General features: G+C 66.5%; 21 protein-coding genes. 14 read left to right on the top strand and 7 right to left on the bottom strand.

Annotated elements, in window-relative coordinates; genetic code table 11:
• Window positions 1-173 precede the first annotated feature (173 nt).
• Window positions 174-1,505 carry an MFS transporter gene (locus A4W93_RS06665; protein ID WP_157782127.1) on the top strand — a complete coding sequence of 444 codons (1,332 nt, stop codon included), beginning with the start codon at window positions 174-176 and terminating at the stop codon, window positions 1,503-1,505.
• A gap of 94 nt (window positions 1,506-1,599) precedes the next feature.
• On the opposite strand, the gene A4W93_RS06660 is transcribed toward A4W93_RS06665, so the two are convergent.
• On the bottom strand, window positions 1,600-2,775 hold the full coding sequence (locus tag A4W93_RS06660; RefSeq protein ID WP_085749874.1) for a GGDEF domain-containing protein: 1,176 nt from the start codon (window positions 2,773-2,775) through the stop codon (window positions 1,600-1,602).
• 232 nt (window positions 2,776-3,007) lie between these two features.
• On the opposite strand from A4W93_RS06660, the gene A4W93_RS29525 reads away from it, so the two are divergent.
• Entirely contained in the window at window positions 3,008-3,451 is a 444-nt protein-coding gene (locus A4W93_RS29525; RefSeq protein ID WP_157131600.1) for a hypothetical protein, read from the top strand.
• Between the two features lie 34 nt (window positions 3,452-3,485).
• Here A4W93_RS29525 and A4W93_RS06650 read toward each other — a convergent pair whose 3' ends face one another.
• Window positions 3,486-4,856, bottom strand: a complete 1,371-nt coding sequence (locus A4W93_RS06650) for a sensor histidine kinase (protein WP_085749872.1) — start codon at window positions 4,854-4,856, stop codon at window positions 3,486-3,488.
• Window positions 4,853-5,533 (bottom strand): response regulator, encoded by a 681-nt coding sequence (locus A4W93_RS06645; protein ID WP_085749871.1) that lies wholly within the window; start codon window positions 5,531-5,533, stop codon window positions 4,853-4,855. The genes A4W93_RS06650 and A4W93_RS06645 overlap by 4 nt, the downstream gene beginning before the upstream one ends.
• A gap of 422 nt (window positions 5,534-5,955) precedes the next feature.
• On the opposite strand from A4W93_RS06645, the gene A4W93_RS06640 reads away from it, so the two are divergent.
• From A4W93_RS06640 to A4W93_RS29520, 4 genes are read left to right on the top strand one after another with little or no spacing between them, the layout of a single operon-like run.
• Window positions 5,956-6,783, top strand: a complete 828-nt coding sequence (locus tag A4W93_RS06640; RefSeq protein ID WP_085749870.1) for a MotA/TolQ/ExbB proton channel family protein — start codon at window positions 5,956-5,958, stop codon at window positions 6,781-6,783.
• A gap of 22 nt (window positions 6,784-6,805) precedes the next feature.
• A complete protein-coding gene (locus tag A4W93_RS06635) occupies window positions 6,806-7,234 on the top strand; it encodes an ExbD/TolR family protein (RefSeq protein WP_085749869.1) in 429 nt (142 codons plus the stop codon).
• 3 nt (window positions 7,235-7,237) lie between these two features.
• Complete coding sequence (locus tag A4W93_RS06630) at window positions 7,238-7,672, top strand: ExbD/TolR family protein (protein WP_085749868.1); 435 nt, start codon at window positions 7,238-7,240, stop codon at window positions 7,670-7,672.
• Entirely contained in the window at window positions 7,669-8,367 is a 699-nt protein-coding gene (locus A4W93_RS29520; RefSeq protein WP_099959867.1) for an energy transducer TonB, read from the top strand. Before A4W93_RS06630 ends, A4W93_RS29520 begins: the two co-directional genes overlap by 4 nt.
• A gap of 73 nt (window positions 8,368-8,440) precedes the next feature.
• Here the strand turns inward: A4W93_RS29520 and A4W93_RS06620 are convergent, their stop codons facing one another.
• Window positions 8,441-9,208 (bottom strand): SDR family NAD(P)-dependent oxidoreductase, encoded by a 768-nt coding sequence (locus A4W93_RS06620; protein WP_085749866.1) that lies wholly within the window; start codon window positions 9,206-9,208, stop codon window positions 8,441-8,443.
• Window positions 9,209-9,671: 463 nt separating this feature from the next.
• Between A4W93_RS06620 and A4W93_RS06615 the strand changes: the two genes are divergently transcribed.
• The 7 genes from A4W93_RS06615 (at window position 9,672) to A4W93_RS06585 (ending at window position 18,452) form a co-directional block, all read left to right on the top strand.
• Window positions 9,672-10,718, top strand: coding sequence for a family 43 glycosylhydrolase (locus tag A4W93_RS06615; RefSeq protein WP_218919187.1), 1,047 nt, complete (start codon window positions 9,672-9,674; stop codon window positions 10,716-10,718).
• A 76-nt stretch (window positions 10,719-10,794) separates the two neighbouring features.
• Window positions 10,795-12,222, top strand: a complete 1,428-nt coding sequence (locus tag A4W93_RS06610; protein ID WP_085749864.1) for an MFS transporter — start codon at window positions 10,795-10,797, stop codon at window positions 12,220-12,222.
• A gap of 297 nt (window positions 12,223-12,519) precedes the next feature.
• Window positions 12,520-13,860, top strand: a complete 1,341-nt coding sequence (locus A4W93_RS06605; protein ID WP_085749863.1) for a glycoside hydrolase family 1 protein — start codon at window positions 12,520-12,522, stop codon at window positions 13,858-13,860.
• A complete protein-coding gene (locus A4W93_RS06600) occupies window positions 13,853-15,601 on the top strand; it encodes an IlvD/Edd family dehydratase (RefSeq protein ID WP_085749862.1) in 1,749 nt (582 codons plus the stop codon). The genes A4W93_RS06605 and A4W93_RS06600 overlap by 8 nt, the downstream gene beginning before the upstream one ends.
• A gap of 46 nt (window positions 15,602-15,647) precedes the next feature.
• Window positions 15,648-16,493 (top strand): fumarylacetoacetate hydrolase family protein, encoded by an 846-nt coding sequence (locus A4W93_RS06595; protein ID WP_085749861.1) that lies wholly within the window; start codon window positions 15,648-15,650, stop codon window positions 16,491-16,493.
• Window positions 16,494-16,503: 10 nt separating this feature from the next.
• Complete coding sequence (locus tag A4W93_RS06590; protein ID WP_085749860.1) at window positions 16,504-17,256, top strand: SDR family oxidoreductase; 753 nt, start codon at window positions 16,504-16,506, stop codon at window positions 17,254-17,256.
• A 2-nt stretch (window positions 17,257-17,258) separates the two neighbouring features.
• Window positions 17,259-18,452, top strand: coding sequence for a serine hydrolase domain-containing protein (locus tag A4W93_RS06585; RefSeq protein WP_085749859.1), 1,194 nt, complete (start codon window positions 17,259-17,261; stop codon window positions 18,450-18,452).
• A 13-nt stretch (window positions 18,453-18,465) separates the two neighbouring features.
• Here the strand turns inward: A4W93_RS06585 and A4W93_RS06580 are convergent, their stop codons facing one another.
• Complete coding sequence (locus A4W93_RS06580) at window positions 18,466-19,176, bottom strand: energy transducer TonB (protein WP_085749858.1); 711 nt, start codon at window positions 19,174-19,176, stop codon at window positions 18,466-18,468.
• A 119-nt stretch (window positions 19,177-19,295) separates the two neighbouring features.
• Entirely contained in the window at window positions 19,296-20,915 is a 1,620-nt protein-coding gene (locus A4W93_RS06575) for a tannase/feruloyl esterase family alpha/beta hydrolase (protein WP_169726511.1), read from the bottom strand.
• 472 nt (window positions 20,916-21,387) lie between these two features.
• Here A4W93_RS06575 and A4W93_RS06570 point away from each other — a divergent pair, with 472 nt between their 5' ends.
• A complete protein-coding gene (locus A4W93_RS06570) occupies window positions 21,388-22,905 on the top strand; it encodes a tannase/feruloyl esterase family alpha/beta hydrolase (protein ID WP_085749856.1) in 1,518 nt (505 codons plus the stop codon).
• Window positions 22,906-22,936: 31 nt separating this feature from the next.
• On the opposite strand, the gene A4W93_RS06565 is transcribed toward A4W93_RS06570, so the two are convergent.
• Entirely contained in the window at window positions 22,937-24,661 is a 1,725-nt protein-coding gene (locus A4W93_RS06565) for a CocE/NonD family hydrolase (protein ID WP_085749855.1), read from the bottom strand.
• Between the last annotated feature and the right edge of the window lie 191 nt (window positions 24,662-24,852).

Raw genomic sequence — 24,852 nt, 5'->3', positions numbered from 1 at the left:
TGGCAAGGCCTTCACCTGCGCGAACGAAGTCCCCGCGTTGTCGGAAGCCACGCTTGCGGGTGTCATCCCTGGCCTCGCGCATCCACCTCGTCATGAAAACAGCCACTGCGACCTTCCCCGAGTCCGGAGACCCGTCTTCCGCAGCCCCAACCGGCTCTTCGATGGGGCGCTACATGGCCTGCTACCTCCTCGTCGCGCTGTCCTTGACAGCCATCCTGGGCGGCATCGGCACTGTCATCCTGCCATTGCACATCCAGCAGCTCGAGTTCGCGCAATTCTTTGTCGGCGCAATGGGCCAGGTCAACTTGCAGGAGTTGATCGCCTTGAAGGCTCAGGTGGCAGCGGGTGCCGTCAGTCCCTCGGCCGAACAACAGAAGTTGCTCGGCGTGCTGACAGCCTTCGAGGCCGCGAAGGCCTCCGACGTTTCGCTCGCCGCTTCGTTGGCCATCGCCGCCACCATGGCCCTCCAACCAGCCGTTGGCGTGGCGTCGGACAGGACACGAAGCCGCTGGGGGCGCCGCGCGCCCTGGATGGTCGCAGGGGCGGCGCTGGCGATGCTGGGAGTGCTGACGATGTACCTTGCAGACTCTGTCGGGCAGTTGATCGCCGGCTACACCTTGGCTTCCGTCGCTCATGCCTTCGTCGGCGGCCCCCTCAGCGCGACCATCGTGGACCGGGTGCCCGCCTTGAAGCGCGGGATGATGTCCGCAGTGGCTGGCATCGGTCTGCTCATCGGCTATGTGATCGGCCTCGGGGTGGCGGGCGCTGCCTTTGGCAAGCTCGGCACCGGCAGTTACTTGATCTTCGGGGTGACCGTCTGCTTGGTCACCTTGCTGTTCGTCACGCTGAGCCGTGACGCTTCATCCGGGGCGCTGCCCCTGGACAAGGTTTCCGTCGCCGGCCACCTGAAGTCCTTCACCGTGGCGCTGCGCCATGCCGACTTCCGCTGGGTCTTCGTCGCGCGGGTCGTGATGCTGTTCGGCTACAGCGTCAGCAGCACCTTCGGCATCTACATGTTGCAGTCCTACATCGAGCCGGGCCTGAACCCGGAGGAAGCAGCCCGGACCATGCCGCTTCTGCATGTCGTTGGCTTGCCTGCCACGTTGCTCGCCATGGTGATCTCGGGCCGCTGGTCGGACAGGATCCATCGGCGCAAGCCATTCGTCATCGGCGCTTCGATCCTGCTCTCGGTTTCCATGGCCGTGCCATTCGTCTGGCCGGCACTCTGGGCCTTGTACGCCCAACACGTGCTCGCCGGCATCGCCGTGGGCACGTTCCTGGTGGTCGACCAGGCGCTGCTGATCGACGTGCTGCCGGACAAGGACGCCGCAGGGCGCGACCTCGGGATCGGGGCTCTGGCCAGCAATCTCGGCCAGGCCATCGGTCCCATCATGGCTGGCGGAGTTCTGGCGGCAACCGGGGGCTATCGCATGATCTGGTTGACGGCGATGGTGCTGACCTTGATTGCGGCGCTCGCCATCTTTCCCGTGAAGCGGGTGAGATAAGGCTGCATGACATTGCACGTGCCGAGCAGCCGCGCTCACCTGCGCAAGACACCAGGCGCTTGATCGCCGCGTCCCGCCGGAAAGGCCTCGCCCATCACGAAGCCGGTTCGTCAGACCGTTGCTCGGACTCCCTCTGACTCGAGGCGGGGCCGTCCGTCGACACCACCGTGTTGCGCGTGCGCTTCGCCACGTACAGGCGCTCGTCCGCGACGGCAAGGAGTTCCTCCAGGTTGTATCGAACTCGCGCCTCACTGGCGCACGCGATGCCCGCGCTGAAGGTGAACTTCGGTGCCGCCTCGCATTCGGCGATGGTCTGCTGGACACGTTCGGCCACGGACACGGCTTCGGCCAAGGTGCTCTTCGGCAGCACCACCAGGAACTCCTCGCCCCCCCATCGACCCAGGAGGTCGCTGGCCCGCAGGCACCCCTTCGCCTTCGCCACGAAGCGCTGCAGCACCTTGTCCCCCGTGGGATGGCCGAGCGTATCGTTGATGGACTTGAAATGATCCAGATCGCAGAGGACGACCGACAGGTCACCGTCACGCCGCGCCAGTTCGATGTCCCGGCGGAGCATGGGCATCAGGCCCGTGCGGTTCATCGCGCCGGTCAGGGCATCGGTGACGGCCGCGGCTGCCAGCCGGTCGCGGATGTCCTGGTACAGGCACTGCAGGAAGCCCGCGGTGCTGAACAGGGCCCAGACCATCTCCAGGAGCAGCGCCCTGCGCCCGATCTCCTCTGGAGAGTGGCCTGCCGCCGTGACCATGAGCACGTTGAACGTCAGCAGGATGGATGCCGCCACGGCCAGCAACCGGCCGCCCCAGAAGTGCCGCCCGAGAAGGACGGCGTTCCGGATCAGGAGAAGGTTGACGGCGCACAGCAGCGCGGGGAGAACCCGCTCGTCGATGCGTGACTGCACCAGGCCGGCGACCACGGCCAACGTCAACGAGACGATGACGATCCGTCTCAACCGGGTCGGCCCTCGGTGCAGGACCCGCATCCCCTCGGCCTGCCAGTACAGCCCCGCGAGCACCAGCGGGAAGACGATCTCCGAGGTGTCGACCTCCCAGGCGACGGGCAGCAGCAACTGGCCGAGCGGAACGGCAAGCCGCGCGGCGAGCAGGAGAAACGAGCCGACGAGCCACACGTCGACCCGGCCGGCGGCATTCCCGAGCCCGAGGCGTGTGACCACCAGGATCACCGACATGGAGATCCCGAGGATCAGGTTGAAGGCCAGCAGCGCGTCTGGGTCGAGATGATTGAACCACTCCATCGCGGGGATATCGTCAGGTTGTCCGTGGAACCTCTGGAACTATTGCGCACCCGCGCGGATTCTTATGGCCGCGAAGGCGAGCATCCTCTGGGTTAGTGGAACTAATGGGGCCGCCGTTCCAGGCGTTTTCGGCCCGGCACGGCCCGCAGCGAAGGGTGATTCCGAACTCGCGACCGTACCGCTCAGCGTTAACCCTCATCCGAAGCGCAGATGTCCCTTGCACCGACGCACCGTGAACGCGGTCGCCGTTGAGGACATCTCCGCCTCTGCAAAGACCCTGACCGCTGTTCCAATGCCTTCACCGGAGACAACGGACCTCGGCTTTCACAAGAAGCCTCGAGGTACTGCGGCGCGTGAGGGCGGCGACCTGCCGCCCATCGCTATCGCGCTCCCCCGAAGCGCATGCCGTGACCACGCAATGTTGGCGCAATGGTCCAGGCCGATCATCCTGTCGAAGATCGATGACCGGAACGAGCGCATGACGATGAGAAGGCGGATGATGCGAGAGATCGCAGACTTGGCGTACCAGCTGGAGGCCGACCGGCTGAAGGCGAAGCGCTGGCTGGCTGGCCGACAGTTGCCAGACTTCGGGCATCGGACCATCGTGGAAGTCGTGTGCGAAGGCGACGGAGAACAGGTGCTCCGTCAACTCGAGAAACACCAACGACTGATCTGACCATCGTCCCTGCGCCCGGCACCCGTTCCCGGATTCACCCTGCACTCGCATCGACCGCAGGCGTTTCGCCCTGGTCGCTCAAGAAGAGCCGGATCAACGCCCCGCCCGCAGAACTGCGTCCGACGGTCATGCGGCCGCCATGCAGACGCGCGACCTCGGCCACCAAGTGCAAGCCCAGACCGGCGCCGCGAGATCGCGGCTTGAGGCGGTGGAACGGCTCGACCACCCGATCACGTTCGGCCTCCGGGATGCCCGGCCCCGAATCGGAGACTTCGATGCATGCCGGATGCACGAGCGCGACATTGATGTCACAACCCGGGCCACCGTGCTCGATGGCGTTCTGGATCAGGTTGCTCAATGCGCGTTCGATGGAGGTCTCGTCCCCCGTCACGATGAGCGGACGTGCTTCGACCGAGAGATTGCAATCGCTCTGGATCGCCAGCGGCGCGAGGTCCGCCGCGACCCTCTCGCACAGCGGCTTCAGGTCGAACGATTCGCGAGAAGCCGTCGGACGCACCAGCCTCTGCAGATCGAGGAGTTGTTCAGCCAACGTTCCGAGGCGAATCACGGAGCGCAACAGCGCGGCGCGCCCCGGGCCTTCCGGGAGCGCTTCGATGTTCACCTGAAGTGTGGCGATGGGTGTGCGCAGTTCATGGGCCGCATCGGCGAGAAACCGCTCCTGCTGCAGATAGCCCTGATTCAGCCGATCGAACGCGCGATTGACAGCCTCGACCAGAGGCCGCACCTCGGACGGCGCCGAGTCCAGCGGAAGGCGCTCCGACCGCTGCGTCATGCTGATCCGCTCGGCCCGCTTGCCCATCAGCTGCAGCCCGCGAAGTCCGCGCTTGACGACCCAGGGCACGGCCACCACGAACGCGAGGCTCGTGAAGAGGGCCATCGGGGCGATCAGGATGAGGAAGGCCAGCAGGGTGCCGCGGAAGACGTCATGGACACGCAACGGCGCGCCCGTGCTCACGACGAGGTTGATCGCCCCGTCGGCGGTCTGCCAGCGCCGCAACCGCACGGCCTGACGCCCATCTTCCACGACGGGAAAATCGAGCGAGGCCGCGCCGAAGCCCGAAGTCGAATCGATCAGCGAGAGGTAGCGAGGAGGCACGTGTCCGTGCTTCAACTCGCCGCCACGGTCGTCTCGCGCGACGAACCACAAGTCCGTGGCCTCGGACTGAAGCCACCGAACGTCCTCCGTCGGCTCCAGACTCAGCCCATCAGGGCCATGCCCCAGGGCCGCCACCAGGATCGCTGCCGACCGGTCGCCGGATTCATCGCGAAGCTTGTCCAGGCTCCAGCTCAAGATCAGGAGGCCGCACAACACCAGCAAACTGACCGCGACCTGCAGCACCACCAGGTCCCTGACCAGTCGCCAACGAAGGGACTGGATCTTCATGCCGCGACGGTGGCCTTGATCAGGTAACCCACGCCGCGAATGGCGTGGATCTCGACCTGCGCATCCGCCTCCTGCAGTTTGCTCCGCAAACGCGAAACGTGGGCGTCGAGCGAGTTCGAGCGAATGTCTTCCGCATCGCCGTAGACGCCCTGCTGGAGGGTGTCTCGAAGCACGGTCCTGCCGCGATGCAGCAGCAGGGTGTCGAGAACCAGGAGCTCCCGGCGGGTCAGCACCAGCAACGCCTCGCCGCAGGTCGCCTCGCGTCGATCGTGGTCATAGCGAAGCCGCCCCAGCGTGCTCACGTTGGCACTGCGAAGGCTGGGCCGGCGTGTCAGCGCGCGCACCCGCGCTGTCAGCTCGTCCATGGAAAACGGCTTGGCCAGGTAATCGTCGGCACCGCAGTCCAGGCTTTTGACCCGCTCGGCAACTTCACCCATCGCGGTCAGTACCAGCACAGGTGCCGCCAATCCGGCGTCCCGCATGAATTCGATCAGCTTCAGGCCATCCCCGTCGGGAAGTCCACGGTCCAGGACGACGACGTCGTGGGAGCCCGAGAGAACCAGGTGTTCGGCCACCAGACGCGACTCGGCGCAGTCGACCACTGCGTTGTCTCTTCGAAATGCCGCAGCGACTGCCTGGGCCAGCTCCGGCTCGTCTTCCACGATCAGGATTTTCACAATGATGGATCTGCTTGCTGGCGAACTGCGGATTGTAGAGAGCCGCCCGATCGCGAGGGCCCGCAAGGCGAGGCGCTGCTCAGTGACTTCTGACCGACAAAGGCGGACTTGGGAGCGACATCCCGCAGCCCATGTGCTGCATTCGATTTCCTAATGTGAGCTTCGAAGCGTCGAACTCCCACGGCCGAGGCCCCGTTGGAGAGGGGTTGAAGCGAAATCTCGCGGCGAAGGAGATTGGTGGATTCCCTGAGTCACCTGAGCACGCGCCCGAACCCCACATCGGGCACATGCTTCGCCCAGCCCCGGGCATGTCCGATCGCGATGAACAGCCCCCCTCACTATCGTCATGACATGCGTCGCGAAGACCACCTCGGGTCCGCGGATGCTCAATCCATCAATACCTGACAGTTGGAGAAGTGACGATGAGTGTGCGGAAGTATTGGATGCAACGGGTGGCCTCGGCCGCGTGCCTTTGCCTGGGAATGCTGGTCGGTACGGATGCGGCGGTGGCGCAGGCGGATCAACCCGCGTCGTCGGTGCCGGCCGCCGTGGCGTCCGCAGCGCCTGTCGCCAAGGCCGCGGCCGCCAAGGTGGACAACCCGTACGGCGTGGAAGCGATGTGGCGCCAGAGTGACGCCGTCGCGAAGGGCGTGCTGGTGATGCTGGCGATCATGAGCATGGCCAGCTGGTACGTCATCGTGACGAAGCTCCTCGAGCAGTCCCGCATGGGCCGCCAGGCCGCGAAGGCCGAGAAGGACTTCTGGGAGGCCGGAACGGTCAAGGCCGGCGCAACCCGATTGGCCGATGGAAGCCCGTTCCGGTTCATTGCCGAAGCCGGCATCGAAGCGACGCAGAAGCACAGCGGCCTGCGGGCCGCGGTGGACTTCAACGACTGGGTGGATCTGTCGATCCACCGCGCCACCGAGCGGGTGCAGCGTCGCCTGTCCAACGGCATGTCGCTGCTGGCGACCGTCGGCTCGACCTCCCCGTTCGTCGGCCTCTTCGGCACCGTCTGGGGCATCTACCACGCGTTGACCGCCATCGGTGTCGCGGGCCAGGCCTCCATCGACAAGGTGGCCGGCCCGGTGGGCGAGGCACTCATCATGACGGCCATCGGTCTCGCCGTGGCGGTGCCCGCGGTGCTGGGATACAACTGGCTGCTGCGCCGGAACACGGCCGTGATGGACAACGTGCGCGACTTCAGCGGAGAACTCCACTCGGTCCTGCTCGCGAAACCGCAGACGGCCTGACGCCGGCCGAGGAAGCGCTGCCATGGGCATGAACATTCCTTCTTCGGGTGCCGGAGAAGACCAGCTCGTTTCGACGATCAACACCACGCCGCTCGTCGACGTGATGCTGGTCCTGCTGATCATCTTCCTGATCACGATTCCGGTGGTGAACTACTCGGTGCCGGTCGATCTGCCGAAAGAGCGCAACGAAGTCCGGGAGAGCAAACCGGAAGACATCGTCATCTCGGTCGACCGTGCGGGTCGCATCTACTGGTACGACGCGCCCATCAGGGACACGGAGGCGCTCGTCGACCGGCTGAAGAAGGTGGCCGTGATGTCGCCCCAGCCGGGCGTCCACATCCGGGGCGACTGGAAGAGCGACTACGAACCCGTCGGCCGCATCATCTATGCGTGCCAGCGGGCGGGCATCTCGAAGATCGGGTTCATCACCGAACCGCCATCCAACGGGTGACGAATGAAAAACAAGGCGAAAGCCCGTCGATACACCGCGACGGCGGACGAACCCATGATGGACATCAACACCACGCCGCTGATCGACGTGATGCTGGTCCTGCTCATCATGCTGATCATCACCATCCCGATCCAGCTTCATTCCGTCGACATCAACATGCCGACCGGCAACCCGCCGCCGCCGACGGTGGAGCCTGAGGTCTTGCGGCTGGACATCGATGCGAGCAGCACCATCCTGTGGAACGGCGAGAGCATCCCCGACATGCCGGAACTGCAGCGTCGCATGGAGCTGATCGCGGCCCAACCGATCCAGCCGGAGGTGCACCTGCGACCGGACCGCAAGGCGCGATATGAAGTCGTCGCAGGGGTCATGGCCTCGGCGCAACGGCAGGGGCTCACCAAGATCGGAATCGTCGGCTCGGAGCAGTTCGTCCAATGAATGCCAGCGCAATCAACGCCCCCGCACCACGTCCCAGCCGGGACTTCAAGCCGAAAGGAAAGTTCAGCCCCGTCGGCCTGGCCGTGATGGTCGGCTTCCACGGGTTGCTGGGCTATGCCCTCGTGTCCGGCCTGGCCCGCAAGGCGGTCGAGGTGGTCAAGAAACCGCTCGAGGCGAGCATCATCCAGGAGGTCAAGCTGCCGCCGCCACCACCTCCGCCCCCGCCGCCACCGCCGCCACCGCCGCGGAAGGTCGAGAAGATCGTGGATGCGCCGAAGGCGCCCAAGCCGCCGCCGCCCGCGTACGTGCCCCCACCCGAGGTGGCCGTGGCAGCGCCTGCGGCCCCGACGATCACGGCGGTCCAGACGACGCAGCCCGTGCCGCCGCCGCCCGCGCCGCCTGCGCCCCCCGCACCGCCGCCGGCCCCCGTGAGCGTCGAGGCATCCATCGCCTGCCCGGGGTACATGGCGACCCTCCAGCAGGCGCTCGATGGGGTCTACGACAAAGTCGGCATCGATGGCACCGTCAAGGTTTCCCTTCGCGTTCAAGGAAACCGGATCGTCGACGTGCAGCCGGTCTCCGGTCCCAAGGCCTATCAGCGCTACGTCCTGCCGGCGGTTCGCCGCATCCAGTGCAGCGCCACCGGAGAGGCCGAGATGATCGTGCCGCTGGACGTGGTCTTCAGAGGTCAGTGACCCGGCTAGCTGGCCTGGCGACCCTCGTCGGGCGCCAGGCCAGCCTTCAAAGACTTCAGCCCGGGCGATCGACTCAGGTCCACCCTGCGTCGATGACGAACTCCTGTGCCGTGATCATCCGGCTCTCGTCGGCAGCCAGGAAGAGGGCGAGATCGGCCACATCGCTTCCCAGGATGCGCCCCGGCAGACAGTGGTTCTCGTCCATGGCGCGTTCCCCGGCCTCGTCCACCCACCGGTCGAGCTGCCGCTCCGTCATCACCCAGCCCGGCGTCAACGTGTTGACGCGGATGCTGTCGGGACCGAACTCGCGAGCCAGGCTGCGCGTCAGCCCGGTGGCCGCCGACTTGCAGGTCGCGTAGGCCGCGTAGCCTGCCCCCTTGAGCTTCCAGCTGGTCGAGCCGACGTTGATGACGCTGCCACCCCCACGCCGCCGCATCGACGGCAACGCGGCCTGTGCCGCGAAGAAGTGCGCCTTGAGGTTGATGGCCACGCGCTGATCGAAGTACTCGGGTGTCACCTCGAGGAAGGCGTGGCGCTCGTCGTTGGCGGCATTGTTCACCAGGACATCGAGGTCACCGGATCGCTCGATCGCTTCACCGAACGCGGCGCGCAAGGCGTCCACGTCGGCGAGATCGACGGGGATGAAGTGCGGTTGAACCGCCGCACCCTCACAGGCGCGCACGACCTTCTCAGCCGACGAGGCACTGCGTCCGACGAAGGACACGCGGGCCCCCTGTCGCGCGAACGCGGCCACCATGTCGCCACCGATCCCCGAACTGCCCCCGGTGATGAAGATGTGCCTGCCGGCCAGGCTGGGATAGATGGCGGAAGAGTTTTTCATGCGGATGTGCTCCTTTGTCGGATGGGCGTGGCGAACGGCCTCCCGCCGCATGACCACGGTTCTCCGCACGATGGTGCCCCAGCAGCGATTCCGGAGCGACTGGAGATTCACCACACTGCATCAGGCTCGTGCTGCTTCAGGATCTGATGCACTGCAGCACTTGAACAGTGAAAACCCGGTAAAAAGTTCGAGGCCCACCGCCTCGGCGCAACCGACCGCGAGATGTCGCGCGCACAACATGCCCACCTCTCTGGCCTGACGCCAACGCCGCCGATTCGTGATCCGCCCACATTAGTACATCGAATGTTGAGCAGAAGCAGCGAGCTATAGGACGCACCCGTGAACGACGTCGACAATGCACCGCGCCCGCCGGTCCGTACCGGCGAGCCCCCCAAGGCGGGCCCGGCCGTGCAGCCCCCGTCCACCTCGCAGTAACCGTGGAGTAACCATGTTTCGCCCTGGAATGACCTGGCTGGATATCTCCGGCAAACCGATCGCAATTCATGGCGGCTCAGTCATCCAGGAAGGCGATACGTTCTTCTGGTACGGCGAGAACAAGGAACGCACCACGGGCAAGGACGACATCTGGCACTGGGGCGTGAAGTGCTACTCGTCCAAGGACCTGTACCACTGGGAGGACCGCGGCGTCATCATCGCCCCCGAGCCCGAAGACCGGAGCTCGCCGCTGCACCCGGCCCGGATGATGGACCGTCCTCACATCGTCTTCAACGCAAAGACCAGGAAGTACGTGTGCTGGATCAAGGTCATGGGCGAGACCGCGCAGACCCGATCCGTGCTCACGGCGGATTCGCTGTTGGGCCCCTACGAACTCGTCCGCCGCGATCAGTTGCCGCTGGGCATGAGCGCCGGCGACTTCGACCTGGTCGTGGACTCGATCACCGGGCGCGGCACCATGGTGTTCGAACGCGTCCACTCGGACATGATCTGCGCCGACCTGACCGACGACTACACGGACTTCACCGGCCACCACAGCGCCCACTTCCCTCGCCCCGGCGTGCCGTCGGTCCGGGAGGCACCGGCGCACTTCCACAGACAAGGCAAGCACTACCTGCTGACGTCGGGAACGACCCACTACTTCCCCAACCCATCGGAAGCGGCGGTCGCGGAGAACATCCACGGCCCGTGGACGGAGCTGGGTGACCTGCACCCGACCGATGTGACCCGGACCTCCTTCAACTCGCAGATCAGCTCCGTGTTCAAGCATCCGGGCAAGCGCGACCTCTACATCGCCATCGCGGACCGGTGGCTCACCCTGGAGGGCGCCGAATTCGAGAGCGGGGAACTGTCCGCCCGTGTGTGGTCCATCTTCGAGAAGGCCTTCGCGGTCCCGAAGCAGGAGCTGAGCGACGAAGACAAGCAGCTGGCTCACACCTTGTTTGCCGCGGTCGACACATCGAAGTCGGGTCATGTGTGGCTTCCGCTGCGCTTCGACGGCGACCGGCCCCGCATCGAGTGGCGATCGGAATGGTCGCTCGAAGAATTCGAATGAGCGCCCGAGGCGAAGCTGAAGCCATCACTTTTCATGTGCCGGACGCACGCGCCGGCATGATCACCGGAGACCAGGAATGACGACCATCGTCCACGAACACGCAGGGCCCGAGGCGGCCGCGGCGGAGCCGACCGGCAAGTACACGCCGGGGCCTGCCTTCCGCCGCTACAAGATCGCGATGCCGCTGGCCGTCTTCGCCATCACGGCGGCGCTCGGCGGCGTGTCGTCCATCATCTTCCCCCTCGAGCTCCAGCGAATCGAGTTCGCCAAGTTCTTCGTCGGGCCCGACGCCAGCGTCGACCTGAAGCAGCTGACCGACCTCAAAGCCGCCATCACGGCGGGCAAGGTCGTTCCCGATGCGGAGCAAACCCGACTCCTCGACCTGCTGAGCCGTTACGAGGTGGCCCGTGCCGGCGCCCTCTCTCTGGGCATGACCATCGTGTTCGCCCTCACCATGCTGGTTCAACCCATCGTCGGCGTCCTCTCGGACCGCACGCGATCGGCCTGGGGCCGGCGCGCGCCCTGGATCGCCGCGGGAGCGGTGCTCGGCGCGGCGGCGATCACGACACTGCGCTTCTCGACGACCGTGGGGCTGTTGATCGCAGCGTTCTCGCTCGTTCAACTGGCGGTGAGCCTGGCCCAGGGCCCGCTCAACACCACGGTCGCCGACCGTGTCCCGGAAGACAACCTCGCGCGCGTATCGACGCTGGGTGGCCTGGGCCTGATGCTGGGCGCGCTGTGCGGCGCCGTGACGACGGGGCAGCTGTACGCCGTGATGGGCGTCAATGCGGCCCTCCCCCTGGGGGTCGCATTGATCGTCCTGTGCTTCGCCTTCCTGCGCTTCGCGCCGGACCGTTCGTCACTCGACCTGCGGGCGCCGAAGGTCTCGCCCTGGGACATGTTCCGCTCGCTGTTCGCCTCCCTGAAGGACCGTGACTTCGCGTTCGTGTGGACCGGCCGCGCCGTCTTCATGCTGGGCTGGCAGCTGACCGGCACCTTCGCCGTCTACATGCTGCAGAGCTACATCCAGCCGGCGCTGTCGGTGACCGAAGCCGCCAAGATCGCGCCGCTGATGGGCCTGGTGGCATTGCCTGCCACGCTGATCGCGATGGCCCTCTCCGCCAAGCTGTCGGACCGCTGGAAGAAGCGCAAGATCTTCGTGATCGTCGGGTCGCTGGCCATGGCCTTCTCCTTCCTCGTGCCCGCCTTCTGGCCGACGCTCCCCGCGATCTTCATCCAGCAGGCCATCGCCGGCATCGCCCTCGGCATGTACTACGCGATCGACACCGCGCTGATGATCGAGGTGCTGCCCGACAAGGACGGATCCGCGGGCCGCGATCTCGGCATGACGAACGCCTCCACCACGCTGGGCATGACCTTGGGCCCGATCGTCGCGGGCCAGGTCGTCGCCCTGACGGGCTCCTACCAGCTGGTCTGGATCGTCGGCGCCGCCGTCGTCGTCGTGGCCGCGGCGCTGATCGTGCCCGTCAAACGTTCGTCCTGACGACACCACACGTTCGAGCTGAACTGCGGGATAAGCCCGGCTAATGCCGGGCCTCCTCCTGCGTCCCGCCCTCCGAGATCGCCGTCCGCGAGGCCGCGCGCGGGCGAAGCTCGCCCCGGCGCGGCTCGAAACGTCCGTCCGGCCCCGCCAGACCGGGGGGTATCCCCAACCCCGCCCCCCATCGAGCGAACCCCGGCCACCCATGCGGTGCGCGGACAAGCACTGTGTGCGCGCCGCAGTGCCGTCCGGAGAATCCCTCGGAACACCCGCCGAACGACCAACACGGAATCGAAACACATGCAGCGAACATTCCCCGCCGGCTTCCTCTGGGGTGCCGCCACTTCGGCCCACCAGGTCGAGGGTCGCAACACCAACGCCGACCTCTGGCTCGAGGAACAACTGCCCGGTTCGCCCTTCGTCGAACCGTCCGGTGACGCGCTGGATCACTGGAACCGCTACGCCACCGACATCGAGTTGCTCGCCAGGCTCGGCTTGAAGGCGTACCGCTTCTCCATCGAGTGGGCCCGCGTGGAACCCGCCCCGGGGGTATGGAGCGACGAGGTTCTGGACCACTATGCCGACGTCTGCGACACCTGCATCCGGCACGGCCTGGAGCCGGTCATCACGCTGCACCACTTCACCTCGCCCCAGTGGCTGATGAAGTTCGGAGGCTGGCGAGGCGACGAGACGCCGGTGCGCTTCGCGCAGTACGTCGAGCGCGTCATGCAGCGACTGGGAGCGCGGGTGCGGCACGTCGTGACGATGAACGAATGCAACATCTCTGCCGTGTTGCACGACTATGTCCAGCAGCTCATCGTGAAGGGGGACCGGGATGCGATCGACCGCATCTCGAACAACCAATGGAAGAAGACCGCCGCGGAGCGCTGCGGCATCGACGACGAGTCGCTGTATTGCAGCTTCATCGGGGCCGTCGATGCGAAGGGCGTCGCCACCGTCATGGCCGCGCACCGGGCCGCACGGGCCGTGATCCGCCGTGTCGCACCGCATGCCAAGGTCGGCTTCTCCCTGTCCCTGCAGCAGGCACAGGCCAAGCCCGGCGCGGAGAAGTACGCGCTGGATGCCTGGCAACGAAAGTTCCGCCAATGGTTGCCGTTGATCGCCGATGACGACTTCGTTTCCACGCAGACCTACACCCGGACCATCTACGACGTCGGCGGCCGGTACCACGTGCCCGCCGGCACCATGCAGACGCAGATGAAGTTCGAGTTCGCGCCGGAGGCCCTGGCCGGCGTCCTGCGGACCATCGCCCGCGAGACCGACAAGCCGATCCTCATCAGCGAGAACGGGGCGGCCGTCGCCAACGACAAGGACCGGGTCGAGTTCATCGGCCGATCGCTGGCGGGCGTCCACCAGTGCATCGCCGAAGGCATCCAGGTGCTGGGGTACTTCTACTGGTCCGCCTTCGACAACTTCGAGTGGTACTTCGGCTACAAGATGCAGTTCGGCCTCATCGGGGTCGACCGCACGACGATGGAGCGCAAGCCCAAGAGCAGCGCCTACTTCTACGGCAACATCGCGCGGATCGGCTCGTTGCCCGACGATGTCCAGATGCAGCCACAGCCGGACCCCGGCGAGGACCTGCGGGACCTGCTGACGAAGGACAAGGCGCATGACTGAGGCCAAGAAGCCGCTTCGCTCGTCCCATTGGTTCGGTGGCGCGGACAAGAACAGCTTCATCCACCGCGGATGGATGCGCAACCAGGGCATCGCCTCGCATCAGTTCGCAGGCAAACCGATCATCGGCATCTGCAACACGTTCAGCGAGCTGACACCTTGCAACGCGCACTTCCGCCAGCTCGCGGAACACGTGAAGCGAGGCGTGATCGAGGCGGGCGGCTTCCCGCTGGAGTTCCCGGTCTTCAGCAACGGCGAGTCGAACCTGCGGCCCACCGCCATGCTGACCCGGAACCTCGCGAGCATGGACGTGGAAGAGGCCATCCGCGGGAATCCGATCGATGGCGTCATCCTGTTGACCGGCTGCGACAAGACCACGCCGGCGCTGCTGATGGGCGCTGCCAGCTGCGATGTGCCGGCACTCGTCGTCTCCGGCGGACCCATGCTCAACGGCCGCCACAAGGGCGGGACGATCGGCTCGGGCACGGGTGTGTGGCAGCTCTCCGAACAAGTGAAGGCCGGCACCATTTCCATTCACGACTTCATGGCGGCCGAGGCCGACATGTCGCGCTCCGCGGGCCATTGCAACACCATGGGCACCGCCAGCACGATGGCCAGCATGGCGGAAGCGCTCGGTGTGACCCTGCCTCACAACGCCGCCATCCCCGCCGTGGATTCGCGCCGCAGCGTCCTGGCCCACATGAGTGGCATGCGGATCGTGCAGATGGTCTGGGATGACTTGCGGCTGTCGAAGATCCTCACCCGCGAGGCCTTCTGCAACACCATCCGCACCATCGCGGCGATCGGCGGCAGCACCAACGCCGTCATCCACCTGAAGGCGATTGCCGGGCGCATCGGCGTGGCGCTGGACCTCGACGACTGGACGCGCTGGGGACGCGGCGCGCCCACGATCGTCAACCTGCAGCCGTCGGGCAAGTTCCTGATGGAGGACTTCTACTATGCCGGTGGCCTGCCTGCCGTCCTGAGGCGACTGGGCGAAGCCGGACTGATCCCCTTCCCGGACGCACTGACCGTCAACGGGGACACCCTCTGGAACAACGTTCGCGAAGCCCCGATCCACGACGACGAGGTCATTCGTCCCATCGACAAGCCGCTCGCCGCCGACGGCGGACTGTGCGTGCTGCGTGGGAACCTCGCGCCGCGGGGCGCCGTCCTGAAACCTTCGGCCGCGACACCGTCCCTGCTGAAGCATGCGGGTCGCGCCGTGGTGTTCGAGAACTTCGACCACTACAAGTCGCGCATCAACGACCCGGACCTGCCGGTCGACGCCCAGTCCGTCATGGTCCTGAAGAACTGCGGCCCGCTCGGCTATCCGGGCATGGCCGAGGTCGGCAACATGGGCCTGCCGCCGAAGTTGCTCGCCCAAGGCGTCACCGACCTGGTCCGCATCAGCGACGCCCGCATGAGTGGCACGGCCTACGGCACCGTCGTCCTGCACGTGTCTCCCGAAGCACGGGCCGGCGGCCCCCTGGCCATCGTGCGCGATGGGGACTGGATCGAGATCGATGCCATGGGCGGTCGCATCCACCTCGACATCTCCGACGAGGTACTGCAGGCGCGCCTCGCCGCCCGCGAGCAACAGCCCGCCGAGACCGCGCCGGTCGCTCCCCCCGGCGGCTACCGAGGCCTCTACCTCGAACACGTCCTGCAGGCCGATGAAGGCTGCGACTTCGATTTTCTCGTCGGCTGCCGAGGCGCCGACATTCCCGCCCATTCGCATTGAACGCCCCCGGCGACAAGCGCGAGACAAGACAGAGGAGTTTGGAACCATGAAATTGATGCGCGTCGGCGCCCCCGGCCAAGAGCGTCCCGCCCTGCTGGACACGAGCGGAGTGATCCGAGACCTGTCCGGTGTGGTCCCGGACATCGGCGGCGAGGTCCTGTTGCCCCAGGGGCTGCAGGCACTGCGCGCGCTCGACCACACCCGCCTGCCGGCGCTGGATGCCGGCCTGCGTGTGGGGCCGTGCGTGGGTCGCATCGGGAAGTTCATCTGCATCGGCCTCAACTATTCCGATCACGCGGCGGAGTCCGGGATGCCCATTCCGAACGAGCCCATCGTGTTCAGCAAATGGCTCTCGTCGGTGGTCGGCCCGAACGACGACGTCAGGATTCCGCGCGCGTCGGAGAAGACGGACTGGGAGGTGGAACTCGGTGTCGTCATCGGCCAGGGCGGCGCCTACATCCGGGAAGAGGACGCGATGGCGCACGTCGCGGGCTTCTGCGTCATCAACGACGTCTCGGAACGCAGCTACCAGCTCGAGCGCGGCGGCAGCTGGGACAAGGGCAAGGGGTGCGACACCTTCGGTCCGATCGGCCCGTGGCTGGTCACGTCGGACGAGGTGGCCGACCCGCACGCGCTCGACATGTGGCTCGACGTCGACGGCCACCGCTACCAGAACGGCAACACCCGCCACATGATCTTCAAGGTGCCGCAACTGGTGGCCTACCTCAGCCAGTTCATGAGCCTGCAGCCTGGCGACGTCATCTCCACGGGCACGCCACCGGGTGTCGGCATGGGCATCAAGCCCACGCCCGTCTTCCTGCGCGCCGGACAACGCATGCGCCTGGGCATCCAGGGTCTGGGCGAGCAGTCTCAATTCACGGTGGCGAGCTGACGGAGGACCCATGAACGCTTACGACTTCAAGAACCGCGTGGTGGTCATCACCGGCGGCGCCGGCGGCTTCGGCAAGGGCATCGCCGCCCGGCTGCTCGCCAGTGGCGCGAGCATCGAGCTCTGGGACATCGACGCCGGCGCGCTGGACGCGGCGAGCCAGGAACTGAACGGCGGGGACCGCGTTGGAACGCGGTCCATCGACCTGACCGACAACGCCGCCGTGCATGACGCCGTGCGCGATGTGATGGCCCGCCGCGGCCGCATCGATGGCCTCGTGCACAGCGCCGGCATCACGGGTCCCACCACGCCGCTGGCGGACTACCCCCCCGAGGACTGGAACCGCGTGATCCAAACCAACCTCGTGAGCACCTTCCACGTGAACCAGGCCGTGGTCAAGGTGATGATCGCGGCCGACTACGGCCGGATCGTCAACGTCGCGTCGATCGCGGCGAAGGAAGGCAATCCCAACGCATCAGCGTATGGTGCCGCGAAGGCTGGCATGCTCGCCCTGACCAAGAGCCTGGGCAAGGAGACGGCAACGCTGAACATCGCGGTCAACGCGATCACGCCGGCGGCGGCGCGCACGAAGATGTTCGATCAGATGCCACAGGCCCAGATCGACTACATGCTCTCCAAGATTCCGCGGGGCCGGTTCGTCGAAGTCGACGAAGTGGTGTCCATGGTCTGCTGGCTGCTGTCGGAGGAGAACTCCTGCGCCACCGGCGCCGTGTTCGACCTTTCGGCGGGTCGGGCGACGTACTGACGATGAGCCACACATCCGGAACACATCTTCCACCGCCTGTGGACGCGCTGAGAGCCGCGCTGCAGCAGCAGATCGACCAGGACCGGATCCTCGGCACCGTGACCGCCGTGGCACACAGGAACGAACTGATCTTCCATGAAGCTCAGGGGTTCCGCGACGCGACATCCGGCATGCGCCTGCAGGCTCATGATCTGTTCCGGATGATGTCGTCGACGAAGTCCATCACGGCCGTGGCCGTGCTGATGATGCAGGAAGACGGGCGCCTCGACATCGATGACCCGGTCAGCCGCTTCATTCCGAGTTTCAAGGATCAACAGGTCGCCGTCGCCCCGCCGGGAACGACCTCACCGGAAGAGGTCCGGCTCGTCCCTGCACAACGCGAGCTCCGGATCAAGGACCTGCTGACCCATACCGGCGGCCTCTCCAGCGCCCCGATGGGCGGACTGACGTCGGTTGCATCGCTCATCAACAAGGTCGAGCGCCGTCAGGGCGACAGCCTGGCCGACTACGTCGATCGCCTCGGATCGATGGCGTTGGACTTCCAGCCTGGCAGCCGCTGGGCCTATTCCCCGACCGACGGCTTCGACACGCTGCTTCGCATCGTCGAGGTCTGTTCGGGCCTGAGCGCCGACGTGTTCCTCGAGGAGCGCCTGTTCCAGCCCCTCGGCATGCGGGACACGGCCTTCAACGTGCCTGCGGCGGAGCGCGGGCGCATCGTCCCGGTCGTCCAGAGGGCCGGGGACAGCTGGCAGGCCATTCCCTCGATGTTCGGCGATGGCCCGTACCGGCATCTTTCGGGGGCCGGCAATCTGTTCAGCACGGCCCACGACTTCCTGCGCTACGAACTGATGCTGTTGAACCACGGCACGCTTGAGGGGCGCCAGATCCTCAAGCCGGAGTCGGTCCGATCGATGGCGCGGAACCACGTTGGTCAGCTGTTCGACGAGGTCTACCCGGACTGGACCGGAGGTTTCGGATTCGGCCTGGGTGTCGCGGTGCTGGAGGACCCGTCATGCGGCCACGGGCGAGGGCTGGGAACGTTCGGATGGGGCGGCGCTTACGGCACCGTCACCTGGTCGGATCCGGAGCTCGAACTGGCGGTGGTGTCGATGGTGCAGCAGCCGGGTGCGAACCTGACCAGCGTGATCGCCCCCGTGCTTCGCGACGCGGTCTCCTCGCATCGCGCACAGGGCTGACGCCCGGGCCCGTTCAGGGCCCGGCCTGAAGCACCAGTTGCGCCGACTGCGCCCGCGCCTCGGAGACCGGGGCGTAGCGCCATTGGGCCACGGCCTGCACCACCGCGGGCTCCACCGCCTTGATCGGACTGGAACGGACGGTCACATCCGAAACACTGCCGTCGACGTTCACGATGAAGTCGACCACCACTTCGATGTCCCTGGTCATGCGGCGCAGCACGGCCAGGGGAATCTCGGGCTCCACGACCTGCACCAGCCGCGAAGGGACCGGGGTGGCCCCCGGTGCCTCGACGGACGCGCGCTCGGGCAGGCGGGCCGATTCGGCTCCGCTTGCCGCCTTGGCCATGGACGGCGCAGAGGCGATCGCCTCGGGCGGCGGCGCGCGAAGAGACTCTGCGGCAACCACGCCCTCGCTGGCGGACGGCAGGGCTTTCGCGGGCATCTGCGCAGGCTTGGGCGCGGCTTGGCGCGGTGCTGGTGCTGCCCGTGTCGGCCGGTTCTCAGGCTCCGCTGCGGCGGGCTCATCCGCCTTGGCTCGGCGCTTGAGCTTGCCCGCTTCGATGATCAACCGCAGCGGGTTGTCAGCCTCCCGGATGGCCTGCGGACTGACGGCCGACGGTGTCGGCGTGGTGCCTTGCGCCTGCGCAGTCAGCACGTTCACGACCGCGGAGATGGCGAGAGCGAGCTTCCCCGCCGCCCGCGATCGAACGACACGCTTGATCATCAGTGGTACTCCTGGCTGACGACCCCGTTCCACGGGGTGTCCCGCGATGAATTCCAAGGTCGCCCCGACACACACCGGCGACACGCGGCATCACCTTCACCGACCTTGCTCCGAGGCCCTCACGGGGTCTGGCAGCTGAAGTTCTCGGCCGCGTCGATCGAGCCCTGGCCCGTCCACCGTGCCACCTTGGGCCACGCGCACAGCGGGCGGGTGCGCTGCACCTTGGCGGTCTGACCCAAGGCGCCTGCAGCGTCCTTGTCGAACTTGGTGGCCACCATCTGTTCCGGCGGCGGCCCACCCTCCGTCCATCGATCCATGGCGTCCAGGGCATCGAACACGCTGGGACCCGGGCCGCCCATGCAGTGCCCCATCCCGGGTGCCATGAACAGGCGCAGCTGCTGCGTCGCCGCGTCCGCGTGACGGGCCTGCAGCCTTTCGAAGTAGCGAACCGTGTTCATCGGCGGCAACGCCGCATCGGACCAGCCGTGATAGAGCATCAGCTTGCCGTTCCGGGCGAAGAACGGGGTCATGTCGAGCTGGTCGGAGTTGATGGTCGCCGCGAGGCGCTGGCGGGCAAGCGGCAAATCCTTGTCGAGGTCGAACCGCTCACGTTCCCAGTCCGGATCGGCGTGCACCATCCAACGGAAGAAGTCCGTCGAAAGAAGACTCCCGCCCGTCATGCTCTTGACCGTGCCGACCAGCGGAAGGGTCGGCCCCGTGATCCAGAGGCTCCACCCTTCCTTGTACTCACTCCCCGGGCTGAACCCCGCGGAGAGTTGCTGACCGTCCGCGGTGCGCGGGCCCCTGTAGGTGGCTCGCACGGCTTCGACCTCGGCACCAGTGAGGCAGCGCTTCGGGTCGTCCCCCGGCTTGCACGACAGCACTTCGGGATCGAACCGGCACGCAGACGGGCTCTCCAGAAGACCGTCCTTGGCCCCGTCCAGTGCGTCGCAACGATCGAGCACCTCGGCATGCAGCCGGTCGAGCTTCTCTTCGGTCAGCTGCGTGGGGACCGCCTGGCGGTTGTTCCATTGGGCGTGTGCCATCAAGTCGGTGAACGCCGCGGCAGGCGCACCGGCGATGATGCCGTCATAGTCGTCGGGATAGCGACCCGCCTGCATCAGCGCTTCGCGGCCACCATCCGAGCAGCCGTGGAAATACGAACGCTTGGGCTTCTGGCCGAAGTGGGCGTCGATGAGTTCCTTGCCGGTCGCCGCGGTCAAATGGTTCGCGCGGTAAGCCCAATCCAGCACCTTGACCGGTTGCTGGTAGGCCCATTTGCCGTTCATCGGCGCCAAATTCTGGGGGAAGCTCGCGGGATGCCCCATGTCCGTGGCGGCCACGGCGAAGCCCTGACGCAATGCCGGGAACATGTGTGCCTCCTGGATCACGCCGCCGAACCCCCCGTTGCCCAGTCCGACGAACTTGCCGTTCCAGGACGGCTTCATGGGCAGCCAGTACAGCGACTGGATCTCGGACCCGGGCTCCGACCGGAGGGTCGCCTCGATGCGGCAGAAGCCGAACGGCGCGACGACCTTGTCGTCGACGCCTGCCAGCGACATGGACTGCCCCGCCGTCACGGGCGTCGCCTGCTTGACGATGCCATGGCTCAACACCTTCCCCGTGAGCGCGGAACATGCGACGGCGGCCGCATCCGGTTCAACGGAGCGGGCACATCCCGACAGCACGACCAGGGAAAGGGCGAACAGCACACCACAACACGGATTCTTCACTTTCACTCCGACAGCCGGCTCGATGGAAACACGATCCGTCATTGTTCGACGGTGGCACGACTCTGAAACAGGGGGGCTTCACGGGCCCCTCCGATCGCTGGCGCCCCCCGACCGGAGCGCCTTCCGGTTGGCCGGTTCCGGGTTTCTCTGGGGACTGTGCATGCCCGTCTGTGTCACGGCGGGCATTCCCCTGGCGAAACGCCGTCGATCAACGTGCAGCTAATGCCATTCAAAAGGACGACTACTTGAGGCACGAGCTCCGCCCTGTCCGCGGCGGTGTTGCCCGCACCGCAGCCGTCCTTCCTCCATGCGGGACGCGAACCGGACGCTGGGGTTTGCACCCGAGCACGCCCCGTCCCGGCCGCCCCTCCAAGTGTCGGCTCAGCGCCGTGGCCGTGGTGAAGCTCCCGTCGCCCGCCGGCGCGCCCGGCGGCAACATGCCGATGCGGGCTGACCGCGACTTGAACATCCGAGCACCATGCGATTGGCAGAACAACACCCGTGGGTCAAATGGGGAGCGCTGGCGTCCCTCCTGGCCTTGATGCCCGCTGCGGCGGGCGCCCAAGTCGAGCCTCCGGCCGAAGCCTGTGCGTCACTCGTGGGGCGAACGGTGGGGACCGGGCAGATCCATGGCGCGGAGAGCCTGGAGAAGGGCCAGGCCCTCGGCGGCGTGATGAGCGCGAAGGCATCCACATCCCTGTGCCGCGTGCAACTGCGTTTGCGACCGACGCCGAACTCGGACATCCGGGCCGAAGCCTGGTTGCCGTACACCTGGAACGGCAAGCTGCTCAGCTACGGTGGCGGCGGATTCAGCGGCGGCATCGCCCAGAGCGAAGGGCTCATGAACGCGAGCAGTGCGCAAGGGTATGCCACCGCGACGAGCGACCTCGGTCACGCCGTGAGCGCAACGGCGCGGTGGGCCCATCGCCAGCCCGACAAGGTCGACGATTTCGGTCATCGCGCCAACCACGAGATCGCGTTTGCGGTGAAGCAGCTCATCGAGATCTTCTACAAGGCACCTGTGCGACACGCCTACTTCCAAGGCTGCTCCGGCGGTGGGCGGGAGGCGCTGATGGAAGTGAGCCGATATCCCGAAGACTACGACGGCGTGATCGCCGGCTCGCCCGCCATGAACTTCGGAGAGATCATGGCGCAGATGATCTGGAACTCGCAGATCCTCGCGACCGCACCGACGCTGCACACCAAGCTGCCCGCCGTCCACCAGGCCGTGCTGCAGGCCTGCGACCGGCTGGACGGCGTGGACGACGGCGTGCTGGAGAACCCGACGCAGTGCCGCTTCGACCCGGCCGTCCTGCGATGCAAGGTCTTCGACACGGCCGCCTGCCTGAACGCGGCGGAACTGTCTGCGTTGCGAAAGCTGTACGACGGTCCTCGCCTGGCGACGGGGGAGCACCTCATCGCGGGCCCGGCCTTGGGCAGCGAGGGCGCGGGATGGGTGATGTCCTCCATCATGACCAGCATCGGAGGGCCCGAGTACTACCGCTGGCTGGTGCACGGCGATCCCCGCTGGGACGCCACCCGATTCGATCTGGACCGGGACTACCCCCTCGCCCGAAGCCGCACCGGACACATCACGGACTCCAGCAGCGGCGACATCGACGCATTCGTCCAACGTGGCGGCAAGCTGATCCTCTACCACGGATGGGCGGACACCCTGATCTCCGCCCACAACACGGTTCGCTATCACGAGACCGTCCGAAACAAACTCGGGCCTCGCACCGATGACAGCGTCCGCCTCTTCATGGCGCCAGGCATGCCTCATTGCGGCGAGGGCGCGGACATGCTTCAGGCGTTGGAGGACTGGGTGGAACGGGGCCAGGCGCCGCAACGGGTCATTCTCGCCACCCGCACGTCGTCATGGGTCGGCACGAGGGCTGCCACCCATCCTCTGTGCCCCTGGCCTCAGGCCGCGAGGTACAACGGCCAGGGATCCACGCGGGACGCGGACAACTTCACCTGCGTCCAGCAGCCGTGATGCGTGCCGACACGTCCCGGCGACGATGCGATCACTTGACGGGAAGTTCGACCGTCCCGCCCAGCAGCACTTGCCGCGCGACCACGGGGTCAGCGACTTCGCTCCACAGGCCGCTCCGGTTGGGATGAGGGAAGAAGGCCGGCGCACTCGACGAGGACACGTCCAGGCGCAGCCGTGACCCCTTCTTCATCTGCCACAGGATCGGCGTCAGATCGAACGTCACCTCGACCGGCTCACCGGGCACGTACGCCACGCGATGCTGCGCGCCATTGCGCATGCTCAGGCTGCTGATGTCGTCGCGGATGTTGTAGACGCGACCATCGGCGAAATGCTCGGAGAGCTTCACGGTGAACGAGGTGTCCGGCGCGTCGCTCGAGACGCGCAACCGGATCCGGATCGGCCCATCGAGGAGGGTTTCCGCGTCGAACGATGCCGAGGCGAACGACAGGACGTCCTCTCGTTCGCACAGGTCGTTGCGCTGCGCCTCCACGGAATCACTCAACAGCACGAACGCGCCTCCGCGGGTGGGGACCGGGTGGCGAGGATCGTAGACGTAGGACACCGTCTGCCCGGCCGCGGGCGTGTCGTCGGAGAGCGAACCGCCATCACACGGCTGGGCACCCGCCAGCTGGTCGAGGTTCAGCAAGAGCGGCGCCTTCGGCGCGGGCCACCGCTCGGCATGCCGCCAGGTGTTCGCGCCGTGGACGAAGACGTTGACGCCAGGGCGCAGCCGTTCGGGCAGCGGCTCACCGCGGAGGTGATGATCGAACCAGGCGAGCGTGTCCGCGTAGTCCTGGGTGTAGCTGCCCTGGACCTCCGGGTCCGCCTGGCCGCCGTGATTCCCCGGCCCGACGATGAGCACGCTCTTGTCACGCGTCGGCAGCTCTTCGTAGGTGCGGAGCATGCCGGGAAGGAAGAAGTCGTTCGCGTAGCCGATCATCATGACGGGCACCTGCACCTTGCGATGCGCCTCGCGCAGCGCCACGTACTCCGGGGACTGCCAGTAGGCATCGTCCTTGTCGGGATGCCTGATCCAGTCCTGGTACGCCGCCCACCCGAGCGGGAACTCGCCGGCATCCACCCCTTGCGCCGGGAACTTGCCGGCGACGTTCTTGGCCCACTTCGAACCCGCCGTCACGGTGCCCAGCAGCGAGCGCCCCTGGCTGTGCAACCAGACGCCCGCGATGCCTTCGTTGAACATGCCGTTGCGATAGGCGAGTTCGTAGACGTCGCCATGCGCGACCGTGGGCACGAACGTCTTCACTTCCGGTGGCAGGTCTCCCGCTACCGCCCACTGGACGGCACCCACGTAGGAGCCCCCCTGGAGGGCGATCCGCCCGTTCTGCCACGGCTGCTTGAGCACCCAGGCCAGCAGGTCGAGTCCGTCCTTGCGTTCGTCAATGAAGGGGTACCAGGTGCCCTGCGACGGTCCCCGTCCCCGCACCTCCTGGTAGACACAGCCGTAGCCATACCGCACGAACACCTTGCAGGAGAGGTAGTGGCTGAAGCTGTAGGGATCCCGAACCACGATCACCGGCCATGGACCCTGGCCCTTCGGCAGAAAGACCTGCGTGCTCAACTCCACGCCGTCGCGCATGCGCACCATGAGCTTCTCGACGTCCGCCGGCTCGGTCCTCGTCGGAACGCTCGCCAGACGCTCTCTCACGATGGGGTCCGTCAGCATCTTCGTGGCGGTCCATTCGCGGAACGATGACAGCCCGGCAAGCGCCAGGGCCGATGCAACCAGCAGTGACATCAAAACTCCTGCAATCCAACGTAGTACTCGCCACACGGTCCACCGCTTTCCGGGTCGACGCGTTGCTGCGTTCTTGGTCACGAGCGATCCCCTTCTCCGAACTTCCACTTGATGCGAACCGCAGATCCGTCACGGACGGATCTGCGGCTTTCGGGATCTTCAATGGTCTGGGCCCGGCTGCACAGGCAGGC

Origin of the sequence: Piscinibacter gummiphilus, from assembly GCF_002116905.1 — a bacterium.
GTDB classification, from domain to species: domain Bacteria; phylum Pseudomonadota; class Gammaproteobacteria; order Burkholderiales; family Burkholderiaceae_C; genus Rhizobacter; species Rhizobacter gummiphilus.
This window is presented reverse-complemented; position numbering and strand designations above follow the sequence as displayed.

Coding starts and splice junctions, on each gene's coding strand:
- A4W93_RS06660 (WP_085749874.1), bottom strand. CDS start 2,775: ATGGAGTGGTTCAATCATCTCGACCCAGACGCGCTGCTGGCCTTCAAC.
- A4W93_RS06565 (WP_085749855.1), bottom strand. CDS start 24,661: ATGTCACTGCTGGTTGCATCGGCCCTGGCGCTTGCCGGGCTGTCATCG.
- A4W93_RS06630 (WP_085749868.1), top strand. CDS start 7,238: ATGAAAAACAAGGCGAAAGCCCGTCGATACACCGCGACGGCGGACGAA.
- A4W93_RS06580 (WP_085749858.1), bottom strand. CDS start 19,176: ATGATCAAGCGTGTCGTTCGATCGCGGGCGGCGGGGAAGCTCGCTCTC.
- A4W93_RS06635 (WP_085749869.1), top strand. CDS start 6,806: ATGGGCATGAACATTCCTTCTTCGGGTGCCGGAGAAGACCAGCTCGTT.
- A4W93_RS06605 (WP_085749863.1), top strand. CDS start 12,520: ATGCAGCGAACATTCCCCGCCGGCTTCCTCTGGGGTGCCGCCACTTCG.
- A4W93_RS06595 (WP_085749861.1), top strand. CDS start 15,648: ATGAAATTGATGCGCGTCGGCGCCCCCGGCCAAGAGCGTCCCGCCCTG.
- A4W93_RS06615 (WP_218919187.1), top strand. CDS start 9,672: ATGACCTGGCTGGATATCTCCGGCAAACCGATCGCAATTCATGGCGGC.
- A4W93_RS06620 (WP_085749866.1), bottom strand. CDS start 9,208: ATGAAAAACTCTTCCGCCATCTATCCCAGCCTGGCCGGCAGGCACATC.
- A4W93_RS06665 (WP_157782127.1), top strand. CDS start 174: ATGGCCTGCTACCTCCTCGTCGCGCTGTCCTTGACAGCCATCCTGGGC.
- A4W93_RS06610 (WP_085749864.1), top strand. CDS start 10,795: ATGACGACCATCGTCCACGAACACGCAGGGCCCGAGGCGGCCGCGGCG.
- A4W93_RS06640 (WP_085749870.1), top strand. CDS start 5,956: ATGAGTGTGCGGAAGTATTGGATGCAACGGGTGGCCTCGGCCGCGTGC.
- A4W93_RS06600 (WP_085749862.1), top strand. CDS start 13,853: ATGACTGAGGCCAAGAAGCCGCTTCGCTCGTCCCATTGGTTCGGTGGC.
- A4W93_RS06590 (WP_085749860.1), top strand. CDS start 16,504: ATGAACGCTTACGACTTCAAGAACCGCGTGGTGGTCATCACCGGCGGC.
- A4W93_RS06585 (WP_085749859.1), top strand. CDS start 17,259: ATGAGCCACACATCCGGAACACATCTTCCACCGCCTGTGGACGCGCTG.
- A4W93_RS29520 (WP_099959867.1), top strand. CDS start 7,669: ATGAATGCCAGCGCAATCAACGCCCCCGCACCACGTCCCAGCCGGGAC.
- A4W93_RS06650 (WP_085749872.1), bottom strand. CDS start 4,856: ATGAAGATCCAGTCCCTTCGTTGGCGACTGGTCAGGGACCTGGTGGTG.
- A4W93_RS06570 (WP_085749856.1), top strand. CDS start 21,388: ATGCGATTGGCAGAACAACACCCGTGGGTCAAATGGGGAGCGCTGGCG.